The sequence below is a fragment of the Sinorhizobium sp. genome, from assembly GCF_059070375.1.
Genome location: NZ_JCACWC010000003.1, coordinates 1,653,099 through 1,667,731, shown reverse-complemented (window position 1 = coordinate 1,667,731; position 14,633 = coordinate 1,653,099). Strand labels below are relative to the sequence as shown.

11 protein-coding genes are annotated in these 14,633 nt (G+C 62.3%); 8 read left to right on the top strand and 3 right to left on the bottom strand.

Annotation, left to right across the window (positions count from 1 at the left end; genetic code table 11):
- Nucleotides 1-22 precede the first annotated feature (22 nt).
- The 4 genes from AC5J09_RS20025 (at nucleotide 23) to AC5J09_RS20010 (ending at nucleotide 3,637) form a co-directional block, all read left to right on the top strand.
- Nucleotides 23-1,144 carry an alkene reductase gene (locus AC5J09_RS20025; RefSeq protein WP_494298321.1) on the top strand — a complete coding sequence of 374 codons (1,122 nt, stop codon included), beginning with the start codon at nucleotides 23-25 and terminating at the stop codon, nucleotides 1,142-1,144.
- Nucleotides 1,145-1,214: 70 nt separating this feature from the next.
- The gene (locus AC5J09_RS20020) at nucleotides 1,215-2,009 is read left to right on the top strand and encodes an aminoglycoside phosphotransferase family protein (protein ID WP_494298320.1); all 795 of its coding nucleotides are present in this window, start codon (nucleotides 1,215-1,217) and stop codon (nucleotides 2,007-2,009) included.
- A gap of 58 nt (nucleotides 2,010-2,067) precedes the next feature.
- Nucleotides 2,068-2,577, top strand: coding sequence for a GNAT family N-acetyltransferase (locus AC5J09_RS20015; protein WP_494298319.1), 510 nt, complete (start codon nucleotides 2,068-2,070; stop codon nucleotides 2,575-2,577).
- A 46-nt stretch (nucleotides 2,578-2,623) separates the two neighbouring features.
- Nucleotides 2,624-3,637: a transglycosylase SLT domain-containing protein gene (locus AC5J09_RS20010; protein ID WP_494298318.1), complete on the top strand. Its 1,014-nt coding sequence runs from the start codon at nucleotides 2,624-2,626 to the stop codon at nucleotides 3,635-3,637.
- On the opposite strand, the gene AC5J09_RS20005 is transcribed toward AC5J09_RS20010, so the two are convergent.
- Nucleotides 3,627-4,667: an NAD(P)H-binding protein gene (locus tag AC5J09_RS20005; RefSeq protein WP_494298317.1), complete on the bottom strand. Its 1,041-nt coding sequence runs from the start codon at nucleotides 4,665-4,667 to the stop codon at nucleotides 3,627-3,629. The genes AC5J09_RS20010 and AC5J09_RS20005 overlap by 11 nt on opposite strands.
- A gap of 90 nt (nucleotides 4,668-4,757) precedes the next feature.
- Between AC5J09_RS20005 and AC5J09_RS20000 the strand changes: the two genes are divergently transcribed.
- The gene (locus AC5J09_RS20000; protein WP_494298316.1) at nucleotides 4,758-5,651 is read left to right on the top strand and encodes a LysR family transcriptional regulator; all 894 of its coding nucleotides are present in this window, start codon (nucleotides 4,758-4,760) and stop codon (nucleotides 5,649-5,651) included.
- A 67-nt stretch (nucleotides 5,652-5,718) separates the two neighbouring features.
- Here the strand turns inward: AC5J09_RS20000 and gyrA are convergent, their stop codons facing one another.
- Nucleotides 5,719-8,514: a DNA gyrase subunit A gene (gene gyrA, locus AC5J09_RS19995; protein WP_324763353.1), complete on the bottom strand. Its 2,796-nt coding sequence runs from the start codon at nucleotides 8,512-8,514 to the stop codon at nucleotides 5,719-5,721.
- Nucleotides 8,515-8,800: 286 nt separating this feature from the next.
- Between gyrA and AC5J09_RS19990 the strand changes: the two genes are divergently transcribed.
- A complete protein-coding gene (locus AC5J09_RS19990) occupies nucleotides 8,801-9,430 on the top strand; it encodes a MarC family protein (RefSeq protein ID WP_100674011.1) in 630 nt (209 codons plus the stop codon).
- 66 nt (nucleotides 9,431-9,496) lie between these two features.
- On the opposite strand, the gene AC5J09_RS19985 is transcribed toward AC5J09_RS19990, so the two are convergent.
- The gene (locus tag AC5J09_RS19985) at nucleotides 9,497-10,021 is read right to left on the bottom strand and encodes a single-stranded DNA-binding protein (protein ID WP_018097703.1); all 525 of its coding nucleotides are present in this window, start codon (nucleotides 10,019-10,021) and stop codon (nucleotides 9,497-9,499) included.
- Nucleotides 10,022-10,307: 286 nt separating this feature from the next.
- Between AC5J09_RS19985 and uvrA the strand changes: the two genes are divergently transcribed.
- Together uvrA and AC5J09_RS19975 are read left to right on the top strand one after the other, a co-directional pair.
- On the top strand, nucleotides 10,308-13,229 hold the full coding sequence (gene uvrA / locus AC5J09_RS19980) for an excinuclease ABC subunit UvrA (RefSeq protein WP_494298315.1): 2,922 nt from the start codon (nucleotides 10,308-10,310) through the stop codon (nucleotides 13,227-13,229).
- 99 nt (nucleotides 13,230-13,328) lie between these two features.
- The gene (locus AC5J09_RS19975; RefSeq protein ID WP_494298314.1) at nucleotides 13,329-14,132 is read left to right on the top strand and encodes a DUF72 domain-containing protein; all 804 of its coding nucleotides are present in this window, start codon (nucleotides 13,329-13,331) and stop codon (nucleotides 14,130-14,132) included.
- Nucleotides 14,133-14,633 lie beyond the last annotated feature (501 nt).

Here is a 14,633-nt window from a genome sequence, read left to right as displayed (position 1 = left end):
ACCGCAATGGAAAGGGCAATCCATGGCCTCTCTCTTCGACCCGATCACGATCGGCGATATCAGCCTCAGCAACCGCGTGGTGATGGCACCTCTGACCCGGAACCGTTCACCCCAGGCCGTGCCCAATGATCTGAACGTCGCCTATTACGAACAGCGCGCATCCGCCGGCCTGCTCATCACCGAAGCGACGGCGATAAGCCACCAGGGCCAGGGCTATGCCGACGTGCCGGGCCTTTACAAACCGGAGGCCCTCGCCGGCTGGCGCAAAGTCACGGATTCGGTTCACAAAGCCGGTGGCAAGATCGTCGTGCAGATGTGGCATGTCGGGCGGATATCCCACGACTCGCTCCAGCCGCAGGGCGGCAAACCGGTCGCCCCTTCCGCTATCCGCGCCAAATCGAAGACCTATCTCGTCAATCCCGATGGGACCGGCAGCTTTGCCGAAACCTCCGAACCGAGGGCGCTCGAACTGGCGGAGATCGCCGGCATCGTCGAGGATTACCGCAAGGCTTCTCGGGCCGCGATCGAAGCCGGTTTCGACGGCGTCGAGATCCATGCTGCCAACGGCTATCTGATCGACCAGTTCCTGCGCTCCGGGTCCAATGAACGCACGGACGCCTACGGCGGCTCGATCGAGAACCGCGCCCGCTTTCTCTTCGAGGTGGTCGATGCCGTTACCAAGGAGATCGGCGCTGGCCGGGTCGGGATCCGCATCTCTCCCGTGACCCCCGCCAACGACGCCTTCGATCCGGATCCGCAGCCGCTCTTCACCTATGTCGCCGAGGGCCTGGCCCGCTATCCGCTCGCCTATGTGCACGTGATCGAGGGCGCTACCGGCGGGGCGCGCGACCATCAGCAGGGTGACCGGCCCTTCGACTACACAAGCCTCCGTGCCGCCTACGCAGCCGCCGGCGGCAGGGCGGCCTGGATGACGAACAACGGTTACGATCGCGATCTGGCGCTGAAGACGGTCGAAAACGGCGAAGCCGATCTGGTTGCTTTCGGCAAACCCTTCATCGCCAATCCGGATCTCGTTCGTCGTTTGAGAGACAACGTGCCCCTGAATGCGCCGGACCAGGCGACCTTCTATGGCGGCGGCGCCAAGGGTTATACGGATTACCCATCGCTCGAAAACGTCGCCTGAATCGATAAAGGCAAGGAGCCCCGCCCGATGCGCGGGGCTCCTTGCGCAGCGAATCGATTATGCTGCCCCGATGTTCACGTCCTTCATCGATGAATGGTCTCTAGAGCCCGCAGGCGACCCCATACTCACGCGGACGAGCCGTCTCCTGCCCGTTCGCTGGCGCGGCCTGCCGGCGATGCTCAAGGTGGCAGACGAGCCGGAGGAAAGATTTGGTGGGCAGTTGATGCGATGGTGGGATGGCCACGGCGTCGCCCGGGTCTACGCCGCAACCGAAAGCGCCATCCTCCTCGAACGGTCGGAGAGCCGCCGATCGCTTTTTCATATGGCGATGACCGGCAGCGACGACGACGCCACCCGGATCGTCTGCCGCACCGTTGCCGCGCTGCATGCACGACGGCCCTCCACGCCGGGGGGCCTCGCACCGCTCGAGCGCTGGTTCCAGGCGCTGGACCCTGCAGCCCGCGCCCATGGCGGTATTCTCAGGACCTGTGCAGACGCTGCCCACCATCTCCTATCCGCGCCCGAAGACCCGGTCGCACTGCATGGAGACATTCACCACGGCAACATTCTCGACTTCGATGCCCGGGGCTGGCTCGCCATAGATCCCAAGGGCCTCTATGGCGATCGCGGTTTCGATTACGCCAATCTTTTCTGCAATCCGGAGCTTCCCGTCGTAACCGCTCCGGGGCGGCTATCCGGACAGCTTGCAATCGTCGCCCATGAGGCGCGGCTGGAGCCGAAGAGGCTCCTTCAGTGGATCATCGCCTATGCCGGCCTGTCGGCGGCCTGGTTCCTTGGCGACGGAGAAAGCCCGGAAAGCACCTTGGCAGTGGCCGCGATTGCCGCCGCGGAGCTGAGCGGCTAGTGGACGGGGAGAAACTCGGCTGTTGAGCCGACAAGTCCGCTGGACCCGGAGGAAGAGTATGGAAATCAGAGATGCCGCAGAGACCGATCTTCCGGCGATATGCGCGATCTACAACGACGCTGTGGCGAACACGACGGCGATCTGGAACGAGACCCTTGTCGACGTCGCCAACCGGAAAACCTGGCTGAAAGCACGCAACGCTGCCGGCTTTCCGGTGCTTGCCGCCCTTTCCCCTGACGGCGAGGTCGTCGGCTACGCCTCCTTCGGCGAGTGGCGCGCCTTCGACGGATACCGGCACACGGTCGAGCACTCGGTCTATGTGCGGACGGACCAGCGCGGCGGCGGCATAGGCCGGGCGCTGATGCTCGCGCTCATCGATCGGGCCGAAGCACTTGGCAAGCACGTGATGGTCGCGGCGATAGAGTTGGCAAACCTGCCGTCGATCCGTCTCCATGAGCAACTCGGTTTTCGTGAGGCCGGTCATATGAAGGAAGTCGGCACGAAATTCGGCCGATGGCTCGACCTCACCTTCATGCAACTGATCCTTCGCACCGGTTCTCCGGACTGAAAGCTTTGCAGCCCGATTTCTCGTCCGCAACGAAGATGCTATCTATATGCACTCGTTGGTCGCCGAGGGCCGCATGGTCGCGTACGAAAAGGCAGGCACAAGCTTTATCCGGAGCACCCTGAAGGGACGTCTGGCACGCGTCGCCGCGGCCGTATTGTCCGTGGTCATGTGTTTTGTCTCCGCCCACTCCGGGGCTGCGGAGGCACGCACCGACGCGCCGGCTCCGCCGCGGAAGTGCCTCTACTCGGGGGTGTCCACGGCAAACCCCTTCCTCCGTCTCTGCATCAGCCCCGACAATTTCGCCCGCGACGTCTGCGGCATCATCGAACATTACGCCAAGGCGAACGATCTGCCCGCCGCTTTCTTCGCCCGTCTGATCTGGCGCGAAAGTCTTTTCCAGCCGGACGCCATCAGCCCCAAGGGCGCAGAAGGAATTGCCCAGTTCATGCCCGCGACGGCAAAGCTGCGCGGCCTCTCGGACAGCTTCAACGCGGTGGCGGCGCTCGGCAAATCCGCCGAATATCTGAGGGAGCTCAAGTCCCGGTACGGCAATCTCGGTTTTGCGGCGGCGGCCTACAATGCCGGCGAAGCAGGCCTGGAGCGCTTCCTGGAAAAGGACCGTCTACCCTATGAAACGCGGGATTACGTGCTGGCGATCACCGCCTATTCGGTCGAAGACTGGCGCGACAACCCACCGAAGTCGCTCAACATCGAACTCGACAAGGACAAAAGCTTCCTCGATGGCTGCGTCGCGCTTGCCAATACGCGGCGCTTGCGCGAGCTGGTTATCGCCGATGAAGCCGTCTGGGCGCCCTGGGGCGTTCAGCTTTCGGCCCACTATCAGAAGTCCATGGCGCAGCGGCTGTTCCTGAATGCCGTGAAAAGATTGCCCGCTCCGATCAACAGCGAAAAGGCAGTTCTGGTGCGGGAGCGCAATGCCAGCTTCGGGTCCAGGCGCCGCTACGCTGCCCGCATCGGCCGGCAGACGCGCGCCGAGGCAGACCAGCTTTGCGCCGCCATCCGCAAGAGCGGTGGCGTCTGCGTCGTGTTCAAGAACTGACGGATGCACGCCCCAGCGCGTTGTCGCTATGCCCTGCGGGGAAATTGTTGCTCGTTTCACTGCGCAGGCAATCGAGAGACGCAAGCGTCGTTGCGACGGCTTGGTCGATCGGCGTATGCGGCTCTTCGCCCAGCAGCGCGACAAGGCGATCGTTGCGCATTTCAAGCGGCTTCCGCCAAAGATAGCGCATCTCCTTAACTTCCCGAAAGAACGGGACGAAGGGCGACGCCAGCGTGACGAGCCACCACGGAAAGGTCCGAACCCTTAGGTGCGGCCTGTCCGCCGCACGTCTGATCGCGGCGATCATTCCGGTGCCTTCATCGTCGAAGTGTCCGCGCATATGGAAGACGGCGAAGGGCGGGAGGGTTTCCGCACGCTCGATCAGGCGTGCCATCGTCTCCGCCATGTCCGGCAAATAGGCCCATTGGTGCCCGACCCCTTTCGCGCCGGGATAAGTTACCGTCGTCAGCGGCTTTCCAGGCTTCACCAGCCCTTGCGAGAACCAGTTGTTCCCAGCATTCGGCCCGAAGAAATCCCCCGCCCTGAGGATGATGACGCCGGTGCCTTCCTCAGAGGCAGCTTTCAGCCGAGCCTCCATTTCCTTGCGAATCGTCCCCTTTTTCGTCAGTGGCCGCTGCGGTGAATCCTCACGAAGAATTGGGAAAGCGTCGGGACCGAAGTTATACATCGTGCCCGGTAACACGATGCGGGCGGCAACCTGTCCGGCTGCACCTATGGTGTTGTCGAGCATCGGCAGCACCAGGCGTTCCCAATCGCGGTAACCGGGCGGATTGACCGCATGAACGATGAACCCCACTCCCTCTGCGGCGGCACGAACATCCGCGGCGTTCATCGCGTCGCCTTGAATCCACTCGAGGGCCGGCATTTCTGCGGATACCTTCGCAGCGTTGCGGTGCAGTGCGCGGACTTTCCACCCACGCGCATTCAGGTTTTGCGCCACGGCGCCACCGATTCCGCCTGTTGCACCCAGCACCAGGACCGCTCCTGTATTCTCTTTCGTCGCGCTCATCATTCTCTCCATCGCTTGACGAAGGGAGCATCGGCCATCATTCGGCTAAACGGAATTGTCTAAATAGGTCTTGCCGCTATACTGAAATGCATGAACCTCATTGAGCCGAGTTGGGACTTCTACCGCACCTTTCTCATGGTGTTGCGCGAGCGCTCGCTATCGGCCGCGGCGCGCCAGCTCGGCCTGACCCAGCCGACCGTTGGCCGGCACATAGATGCCTTGGAGACGTCCGTGGGGTTTCCGCTCTTCACGCGTTCGCCGCACGGATTGATGCCGACCGACGCCGCGCTGGAGTTGCGGCCCTATGCCGAGACCCTGGCAGCGACAGCTGCAGCCCTGTTGCGTGCCGCATCAGGACAACACGGTGCGATCGGCGGAACGGTCCGTATCAGCGCCAGTGAGGTCATCGGCGTTGAAGTCCTGCCTCCGATCCTCGCCGAATTGCACAGGGACTACCCGGACCTCTCCGTCGAACTTTCCGCATCGGATATCGTCGAAGACTTGCTTCGCCAGGAGGCGGATATCGCTGTGCGCATGGTCGCGCCGGCCCAGGAGGCACTGGTTGCGCGCCATATCGGTGCGGTTCCGCTCGGCTTCCATGCGCATCGCTCCTATCTGGAGCGCCGTGGGATACCGCAGACGCTTGAGGATCTCTCCCGCCACAGCGTGATTGGCTATGACCGGGAAACGCCGGCGATCCGCTCGATCAAAGGAAGAGCACCGGACTTGCCGATCGGGCGCTTCGCTTTCAAATCCGATAGCAACCTTGCTCAACTCGCGGCGATCCGCGCCGGTTTCGGCATCGGCATTTGCCAAAACGCGCTTGCCGCCCGCGGCCCGGATCTCATGCACGTGCTGGCGGATGCCTTTGAACTGAAGCTCGAGACCTGGCTCGTAATGCACGAAAATCTCCGTGCGACGCCACGTTGCCGCGTGGTTTTCGATGCCCTTGCCCGCGGGCTTCTCGACTACCTGCGCCAATAAATCGATTCCCAACAAAAGAGACCCGCCGCTGGAAAGCGGCGGGCCTGAACTTATTCCTGTGCTTCGATCACTCGTCCGGTGTCGACGTGGTGTCCGGTGGCAGCTCCGGTTCGGCCATGACGCCTTCGGCACCTACGGCTTCGATCTCCTCGTCGCCGTCCGGCTCACTGATCCGCTCGACCGAAACGACCTTCTCGTCCTTGGCGGTGGAGAAAATGGTCACGCCCTTGGTGGCGCGGCTCGCCAGGCGAATGCCTTCCACCGGAACCCGGATGAGCTGACCTCCATCGGAAACGAGCATGATCTGGTCGTTGTGCTCGATCGGGAAGGCGGCGACGAGTTCGCCGATTTCCGCCGTCTTCGAGGTATCGGTGGCGCGAATGCCCTTGCCGCCGCGGCCTGAAGTGCGGAAGTCGTAGGACGAGGAACGCTTGCCGAAGCCTTTCACCGAGACCGTCAGGATGAATTGCTCGCGCGCCTTCAGTTCCTCGTAGCGCTCATTGGTGAGTTCGCCGCCATTGGTGACCTCCTCGCCGACAAGCACGATTTCCTCTTCTTCACCGGTCAAGGCGCGACGCTCCGCGGCCGACCGCTTCAGATAAGCGGCACGCTCCCAAGGCTCGGCTTCGACGTGAGCGACGATGGCCATCGAGATGATCCGGTCGCCGTCACCGAGCGAAATGCCGCGAACGCCGATCGAGTTGCGGCCCGCAAAGACGCGGACATCGGCAACGGGGAAGCGGATGCACTGGCCGAGGGCCGTCGTGAGCACCACGTCGTCGAACTCGGTGCAGGTGTCGACCGAGAGGATTTCGTCGCCCTCCTCTTCGAGCTTCATCGCGATCTTGCCGTTGCGGTTGACCTGGACGAAGTCTGAGAGCTTGTTGCGACGGACCGTGCCGCGGGTCGTCGAGAACATGACGTCGAGGTTTTCCCAGGTCGTCTCGTCCTCGGGAAGCGGCATGATCGTGGTGATGCGCTCGCCGGGTTCCAGCGGCAGCATGTTGATCAGCGCCTTTCCGCGCGACTGCGGCGTGCCGATCGGAAGGCGCCAGACCTTCTCCTTATAGACGATGCCGCGCGAGGAGAAGAACAGAACCGGCGTGTGCGTATTGGCGACGAACAGCCTGGTAACGAAATCCTCGTCGCGCGTGGCCATGCCCGAGCGGCCCTTGCCGCCGCGGCGCTGCGCCCGATAGGTCGTCAGCGGCACACGCTTGATGTAGCCGAGATGGGACACGGTAACCACCATGTCCTCCTGCGCGATCAGGTCCTCGTCGTCCATGTCCGGACCGCCGTCGGCAATCTCGGTTCGGCGCGGCGTGCCGAACTCGTCACGGACTGCGGCAAGTTCGTTCTTGACGATCTGCATGATACGGAGACGGGACGACAGGATGTCGAGGTAATCCTTGATCTCCTCGCCGATCTTGTTGAGTTCGTCGCCGATCTCGTCGCGGCCGAGCGCGGTCAGACGCTGCAGGCGCAGGTCGAGGATCGCGCGAGCCTGTTCTTCGGACAGGTTATACGTAGCGTCGTCATTGATCCGGTGGCGCGGGTCGTCGATCAGCCGGATGAGCGCATCGACGTCGTGCGCCGGCCAGCGGCGCTCCATCAGCTGTTCGCGCGCGGTCTGCGGATCCGGCGCCTGGCGGATGAGCTTGATCACCTCGTCGATATTCGCGACCGCGATCGCGAGACCGACCAGCACATGCGCCCGCTCGCGCGCCTTGCGCAGCAGGTATTTCGTGCGCCGGCTGACGACATCCTCGCGGAAGGAGACGAAGGCGCGCAGCATATCGAGCAGCGTCATCTGCTCCGGCTTGCCGCCGTTCAGCGCCACCATGTTGCAGCCGAAGGAGGTCTGCAACGGCGTGTAGCGGTAAAGCTGGTTGAGAATGACCTCGGCGTTGGCGTCGCGCTTCAGTTCGATGACGACGCGATAGCCCTGGCGGTCGGATTCGTCGCGAAGATCGGAAATGCCCTCGATCCGCTTCTCGCGGACGAGTTCGGCCATCTTCTCTATCATCGTCGCCTTGTTCACCTGATAGGGAATCTCGGTGATGATGATCTGCTCGCGATCGCCGCGCATCGGCTCGATATGGGCACGCCCGCGCATGATGACGGAGCCGCGGCCGGTCTCGTAGGCCTGACGGATTCCCGAACGGCCGAGGATCAGCGCCCCGGTCGGAAAATCCGGCCCCGGAATGATCTGCATCAGTTCCGGCAGTTCGATCGCGGGATTGTCGATCAGGGCGATACAGCCGTCGATCACCTCTACGAGGTTATGAGGTGGGATATTGGTCGCCATGCCGACGGCGATGCCGCCCGCGCCGTTGACGAGGAGGTTCGGGAACTTTGCCGGGACGACGACGGGCTCGTGCAGCGTGCCGTCGTAGTTGTCGCGGAAATCGACCGTGTCCTTGTCGAGATCGTCCAGCAGCGAATGCGCCGCCTTCTGAAGCCGGCACTCGGTGTAACGCTCTGCCGCCGGCGGATCGCCGTCGACGGAGCCGAAGTTGCCCTGGCCGTCGATCAGCGGCAGCCGCAGAGACCAATCCTGCGCCATGCGTGCGAGCGCATCGTAAATCGCCATGTTGCCGTGCGGATGGTATTTACCCATCACGTCACCGGTGACGCGGGCGCATTTTACGTATTTCTTGTTCCAGTCGATGCCGAGCTCGCTCATCCCGTAGAGGATGCGGCGATGAACGGGTTTGAGACCGTCGCGCACGTCGGGAAGCGCGCGCGACACGATCACGCTCATGGCGTAATCGAGATACGACCGCTGCATTTCCTCGATGATGGAAATCGGCTCGATGCCTGGCGGATTCTTTCCGCCGCCGGGGGTGCTTTGCTCAGTCAATGGCGATCACGATCTTTGTTCAGAATCAATCGGTTTTTTATAGCCGAATGCGGCTCGGAGCGCCAATTTTCGGCCGGTGTTTTGAACAGTCTTTTGCCGCAGGAACAGGCTTTTCTAGGGCAAGGAAAGGAGCTCGCAAGGAAAGCTGCGCGCCTCGGGGATGGCGCTGGTTTAAGCCATTGCGGTGCACTTGGCTACCCGCTCTTTCCAAGCTCGCGTCGCTTGCCTAACAATGCGGGCCGCACCACCGGGAATAGCCGGGGTAGAAATCCGGAAGGGGATACGGATGTTCGATGTCGATCTCTTGGTCAATGCGCTGACGACGCTGCTCGTCACGCTTGATCCGCCCGGCCTTGCGCCGATCTTCCTGAGCCTGACCGTCGGCTTGAGCCGGCAGCAGCGCTTCCAGGTCGCGACCCGCGGCTCGCTCATCGCTTTTTTCATCCTCGCCGCCTTTGCGCTTTTTGGCGACGGCATCCTCGGTCTGCTCGGCATCTCGATCGGCGCCTTCCGGATCGCCGGCGGCATGCTGCTCTTCTGGATCGCTTTCGAGATGATTTTCGAGAAACGCCAGGAGCGAAAGGAAAAGGCCGGGGAGACGGCGATCACGAAGGACCACCTTCACAATATCGCGGTCTTCCCTCTTGCACTGCCCCTGATTGCCGGGCCGGGAGCGATCTCGGCAACCATCCTTCTCGGCAGCTCCTTTCCCTCGGCATTGGATCGGGTGCAGCTCATCGTCGTCATCGCCGCATCGATGGCCATACTGTTCCTGGCGCTGGTGATCGCCGAGCGCATCGACCGGTTCCTGGGCGTCACCGGCCGGGCGATCCTTACCCGCCTCCTCGGCGTCATCCTTGCCGCACTCGCCGTTCAATTCGTCGTGGACGGCGTGCGCTCGGCGTTTCAGGTCTGAAGGCATAACGAGAACGGCCCGCAACGAAGCGGGCCGGATGAGTCTCGGACTGGCTCGAGCAGTCGATCAGAACGGAATGTCGTCGTCGAGATCGCGCGAGAAGTTGCCCCCCTGGTTCGGCTGGTTCGATTGACCGCCGGACCGGGCGCCGCCCGAGGAGGACCGCGATTGATCGTATTCCTCGTAGCCGCCACCGCCGTAGTCGCTGCCGCCGCGACCTGCGCCGCCGCCCTCGCCTCCGCGACCGTCGAGCATCGTCAGGGTCGAGTTGAAGCCCTGAAGGACGACCTCGGTCGAGTAGCGGTCATTGCCGGTCTGATCCTGCCATTTGCGCGTCTGCAGCTGGCCTTCGATGTAGAGCTTGGCGCCTTTCTTCACATATTGTTCGACGACCTTGCAGAGGCCTTCGTTGAAGACGACGACCGTGTGCCACTCCGTCTTCTCGCGGCGCTCGCCCGAATTGCGGTCGCGCCAGGTCTCGGAGGTGGCAATTCTGAGGTTGGCGATCGGCCGGCCGTCCTGCGTGCGCCGGATTTCCGGGTCGGCCCCGACGTTTCCGATCAAGATCACCTTGTTGACGCTACCAGCCATATCGCTTTTCCCGTTTCTGCCGCCGGACCGCTCGGCCGGCTTTCCAATGTCTCATGTGCGAACACCTTAGCGGCCCGCCGCCGCCGATACGCCCCGTATCGCGCATAATCCACAGCTGATTTGGCGTGGATATGGCAGAGTTTGTTCTTTTTTTGTTCTAGTATTCCTCTATGATCCTGTCAACCGAATCGCAATTGAACCGCCTCTTTTGCCGATTGCGCCTCGACATGGGCGCGGCCGTCATTACATAGGGGGCTTTCAACCGACATACAAAGCTGGCCTTCCGATGAGCGAACTCAAGACCATCTCCATTCGCGGCGCTCGCGAGCACAATCTCAAGGGCATCGACCTTGATCTGCCGCGCAACAAGCTGATCGTGATGACCGGCCTTTCGGGCTCCGGAAAATCCTCGCTTGCCTTCGACACGATCTACGCCGAGGGCCAGCGGCGCTATGTCGAGAGCCTCTCGGCCTATGCGCGTCAGTTCCTCGAAATGATGCAGAAGCCCGACGTCGATCAGATCGACGGGCTCTCGCCGGCGATCTCGATCGAGCAGAAGACCACGTCGCGCAACCCGCGCTCGACTGTCGGAACCGTTACCGAAATCTACGACTATCTGCGCCTGCTCTTCGCGCGCGTCGGCGTGCCCTATTCTCCCGCCACGGGCCTGCCGATCGAAAGCCAGACCGTCAGCCAGATGGTCGACCGGGTGCTGGAGTTCGGCGAGGGGACGCGCCTCTATATGCTGGCCCCGCTCGTGCGCGGGCGCAAGGGCGAGTACAGAAAAGAACTCGCCGAACTGATGAAGAAGGGCTTCCAGCGCGTAAAGGTAGACGGGCAATTTTACGAGATTGCCGACGTGCCGGCGCTCGACAAGAAATACAAGCACGACATCGACGTGGTCGTCGACCGTGTCGTGGTGCGGCCCGATATCGGAACCCGTCTCGCCGACAGTATCGAAACCTGCCTTACGCTCGCCGACGGCTTGGCGATCGCCGAATTCGCCGACCGCCCCCTGCCTCCGGAAGAGACCTCCGCCGGCGGCTCGGCCAACAAGTCGCTGAACGAAACGCATGAGCGAGTTCTGTTTTCCGAGAAGTTCGCCTGTCCCGTCTCGGGTTTCACCATTCCCGAGATCGAGCCGCGGCTTTTTTCCTTCAACAATCCCTTCGGAGCCTGCACGACCTGCGACGGGCTGGGCAGCCAGCAGAAGATCGACGAGGCGCTGATCGTTCCGGAGCCGAACCGCACCCTCAGGGACGGTGCCATCGCGCCCTGGGCGAAATCCACCTCGCCCTACTACAACCAGACGCTCGAGGCCCTCGGCACGGTTTTCGGCTTCAAGCTCGGCAGCCGCTGGAGCGAGCTTTCCGAGGAAGCACAGGACGCGATTCTCCACGGCACGAAGGACAAGATCACCTTCCACTATCAGGACGGCGCCCGATCCTACAACACGACGAAAACCTTCGAGGGCATCGTGCCGAATCTCGAACGCCGCTGGAAAGAGACCGACAGCGCCTGGGCGCGCGAGGAGATCGAGCGCTATATGTCGGCGGCGCCCTGCCCCGCCTGTGCCGGTTACCGGCTGAAGCCGGAAGCGCTTGCCGTCAAGATCCACGCGCTGCATATCGGCGAGGTTTCCGATATGTCTATTCGCGCCGCACGCGACTGGTTCGAGGTCTTGCCCGAGCATCTCAGCACGAAGCAGAACGAGATCGCCGTGCGCATCCTCAAGGAGATCCGCGAGCGCCTGCGCTTCCTGAACGACGTCGGCCTCGAATATCTGAGCCTTTCGCGCAATTCCGGGACGCTTTCGGGCGGAGAAAGCCAGCGCATCCGGCTCGCGTCGCAGATCGGCTCAGGGTTGACGGGCGTTCTCTATGTTCTCGACGAGCCCTCGATCGGCCTTCACCAGCGCGACAATGCCCGCCTTCTGGATACGCTGAGGCATCTGCGCGACATCGGCAACACGGTCATTGTCGTGGAGCATGACGAGGATGCGATCCTCACGGCCGATTACGTCGTCGACATCGGCCCGGCGGCCGGCATTCACGGTGGCGAGGTCATTGCGGAAGGGACCCCTTCCGATATCATGTCCAATCCGAAATCGCTGACGGGGAAATATCTCTCCGGCGAGCTTTCCGTTGCCGTGCCCGGCGAACGGCGCAAACCGAAGAAGAAGAAGGAAGTCACCGTCGTCGGCGCGCGCGCCAACAATCTGAAGAACGTGACCGCATCGATCCCGCTCGGTGTCTTCACCGCCGTCACCGGGGTATCGGGCGGGGGCAAGTCCACTTTCCTGATCGAGACGCTCTACAAGGCTGCCGCCCGCCGCGTCATGGGCGCGCGCGAAAATCCGGCCGAACACGACCGGATCGACGGCTTCGAGCATATCGACAAGGTGATCGACATCGACCAGTCGCCGATCGGCCGCACGCCGCGCTCCAACCCGGCGACCTATACCGGAGCCTTCACGCCCATTCGCGACTGGTTTGCCGGGCTGCCGGAAGCAAAGGCGCGCGGCTACCAGCCGGGCCGCTTCTCCTTCAACGTCAAGGGCGGCCGCTGCGAGGCCTGTCAGGGGGACGGCGTCATCAAGATCGAGATGCACTTCCTGCCGGATGTCTACGTCACCTGCGACGTCTGTCACGGCAAGCGCTACAATCGCGAGACCCTGGACGTTCACTTCAAGGGCAAGTCGATCGCCGATGTGCTCGACATGACGGTGGAGGAAGGCGTCGAGTTCTTCGCGGCCGTTCCGGCGGTGCGCGACAAGCTGGTGACACTGAACCAGGTGGGCCTCGGCTATATCAAGATTGGCCAGCAGGCGAACACGCTTTCAGGCGGCGAAGCCCAGCGCGTCAAGCTCGCCAAGGAGCTGTCGAAACGCTCAACCGGGCGCACGCTCTATATTCTCGACGAGCCGACAACAGGCTTGCATTTCCACGACGTAGCCAAGCTTCTTGAAGTTCTGCATGAGCTGGTCAATCAGGGTAACTCCGTGGTGGTCATCGAGCACAATCTCGAAGTCATCAAGACGGCCGACTGGATCATCGACTTCGGCCCGGAAGGCGGCGACGGCGGCGGCGAGGTCATTGCGCAGGGGACGCCGGAAGAGGTCGTGAAGGAGCAGCGCTCCTATACCGGCCAGTTCCTGAGGGAGCTTCTGGAGCGCCGGCCAGTGAAAAAGGTGGTTGCGGCGGAGTGATGTGGCCGGGCCGGACGCCTCGGGAAATCGGGTGGCGTCTCTGATTCGCCCCGGCTACAGCGGTTTTGCGCGTCTGAGCGAGCATCGAGGAGGAAGAGGATGGCAAATTCGGGACAAATCCGCATCGGCATCGGCGGATGGAACTTCGAACCCTGGGAAGGCACCTTCTATCCGGACGATCTTCCGAAGAAGCGGCAGCTCGAATTCGCCGGCAAGGAATTGCGGACGATCGAGGTCAACGGCACCTATTACAGCTCACAGAAGCCGGCGACTTTTGCCAAGTGGGCGTCGGATGTTCCCGACGGCTTCATTTTTTCGCTGAAGGCGAGCCGCTTCGTGACCAATCGCAGGGTCCTGTCCGAAGCCGGTGAATCCATGGAGCGGTTCCTGACCCAAGGACTGACGGAACTCGGCGACCGCCTCGGTCCCATTCTCTGGCAGTTTGCGCCGACCAAGAAATTCGACGCGGAGGATTTCGAGGGATTCTTGAAGCTCCTGCCGGATAAGCAGGACGGCCTGAAGCTCCGCCACGTGGTCGAGGTCCGCAACCCCAGCTTCCAGGTTCCGGACTTCGTCAAGCTCATTGAAAAATACAAGGTGGCCGTCGTTCTTGCCGAGCATGCGGACTACCCGATGATCGCCGATGTCACGAGTGATTTCGTCTATGCACGGCTGCAGAAGGGCAGCGACGAGGTGAAGACCTGCTATCCGCCGAAGGATCTCGATCGCTGGGCCGAGCGGCTGAAGACCTTTGCCGCCGGCGGTGAGCCGGACGACCTGGAGAAAGCTGCGTCGGAACGCAAGCCCGAGACGGCGCCTCGCGACGTCTTTGCCTTCTTCATCTCCTCAGGCAAGGTCAACGCGCCGAACGGCGCCAGGGAACTGCAGAAACGCGTGGGCTAGGCGTGGCCATCGCCGAGGTCTTGTTGTTGAGCCCCTCTGGCAGGCCAGGGGGCAGCAAGATCACTGCATCCGAATCACCGAAACGGGCCGCTTCACACACCCACCTGATTCGCAATCGCGAGTAGCGCTGGGCCACGTCTTTTACCCGCTTTTTCATCCATAAAAATTTGAATTTCGGCCTGCCGCTAGCTCATCTTCGCAGGCAAGCGGTGGAAGTCCCTGTTTTTCAACGGATTGATCGATGTCCCCGTTTTCCACAGTCGACCCACACAAGATATAGCGCCCAAACTTCCGTCACAAACCACCCCTTGACGCCCCGAGGCGATTCACGGTTAATGGATTTCACGTTGCGACGGCGGCGGACCGGGAAGTTCAGAGGCCGGTTCACACCCCCAAATCGTCGGTTCCGACATGCGGCCCGGGCGAATGAGCCCGAGCGGCTGCAGTGGCGGAATTTTGCGCGAAATTTGGGTCGCCAAAGCGGCATTTCGAGCTGGCGTA

Excerpts from the sequence above, each read along its gene's own strand:
- AC5J09_RS20000 (WP_494298316.1), top strand. The coding sequence starts at position 4,758 with ATGAACCTCATTGAGCCGAGTTGGGACTTCTACCGCACCTTTCTCATG.
- AC5J09_RS19975 (WP_494298314.1), top strand. The coding sequence starts at position 13,329 with ATGGCAAATTCGGGACAAATCCGCATCGGCATCGGCGGATGGAACTTC.
- AC5J09_RS20005 (WP_494298317.1), bottom strand. The coding sequence starts at position 4,667 with ATGAGCGCGACGAAAGAGAATACAGGAGCGGTCCTGGTGCTGGGTGCA.
- AC5J09_RS20015 (WP_494298319.1), top strand. The coding sequence starts at position 2,068 with ATGGAAATCAGAGATGCCGCAGAGACCGATCTTCCGGCGATATGCGCG.
- AC5J09_RS20025 (WP_494298321.1), top strand. The coding sequence starts at position 23 with ATGGCCTCTCTCTTCGACCCGATCACGATCGGCGATATCAGCCTCAGC.
- AC5J09_RS19985 (WP_018097703.1), bottom strand. The coding sequence starts at position 10,021 with ATGGCTGGTAGCGTCAACAAGGTGATCTTGATCGGAAACGTCGGGGCC.
- AC5J09_RS20010 (WP_494298318.1), top strand. The coding sequence starts at position 2,624 with ATGCACTCGTTGGTCGCCGAGGGCCGCATGGTCGCGTACGAAAAGGCA.
- AC5J09_RS19990 (WP_100674011.1), top strand. The coding sequence starts at position 8,801 with ATGTTCGATGTCGATCTCTTGGTCAATGCGCTGACGACGCTGCTCGTC.
- uvrA (WP_494298315.1), top strand. The coding sequence starts at position 10,308 with ATGAGCGAACTCAAGACCATCTCCATTCGCGGCGCTCGCGAGCACAAT.
- AC5J09_RS20020 (WP_494298320.1), top strand. The coding sequence starts at position 1,215 with ATGTTCACGTCCTTCATCGATGAATGGTCTCTAGAGCCCGCAGGCGAC.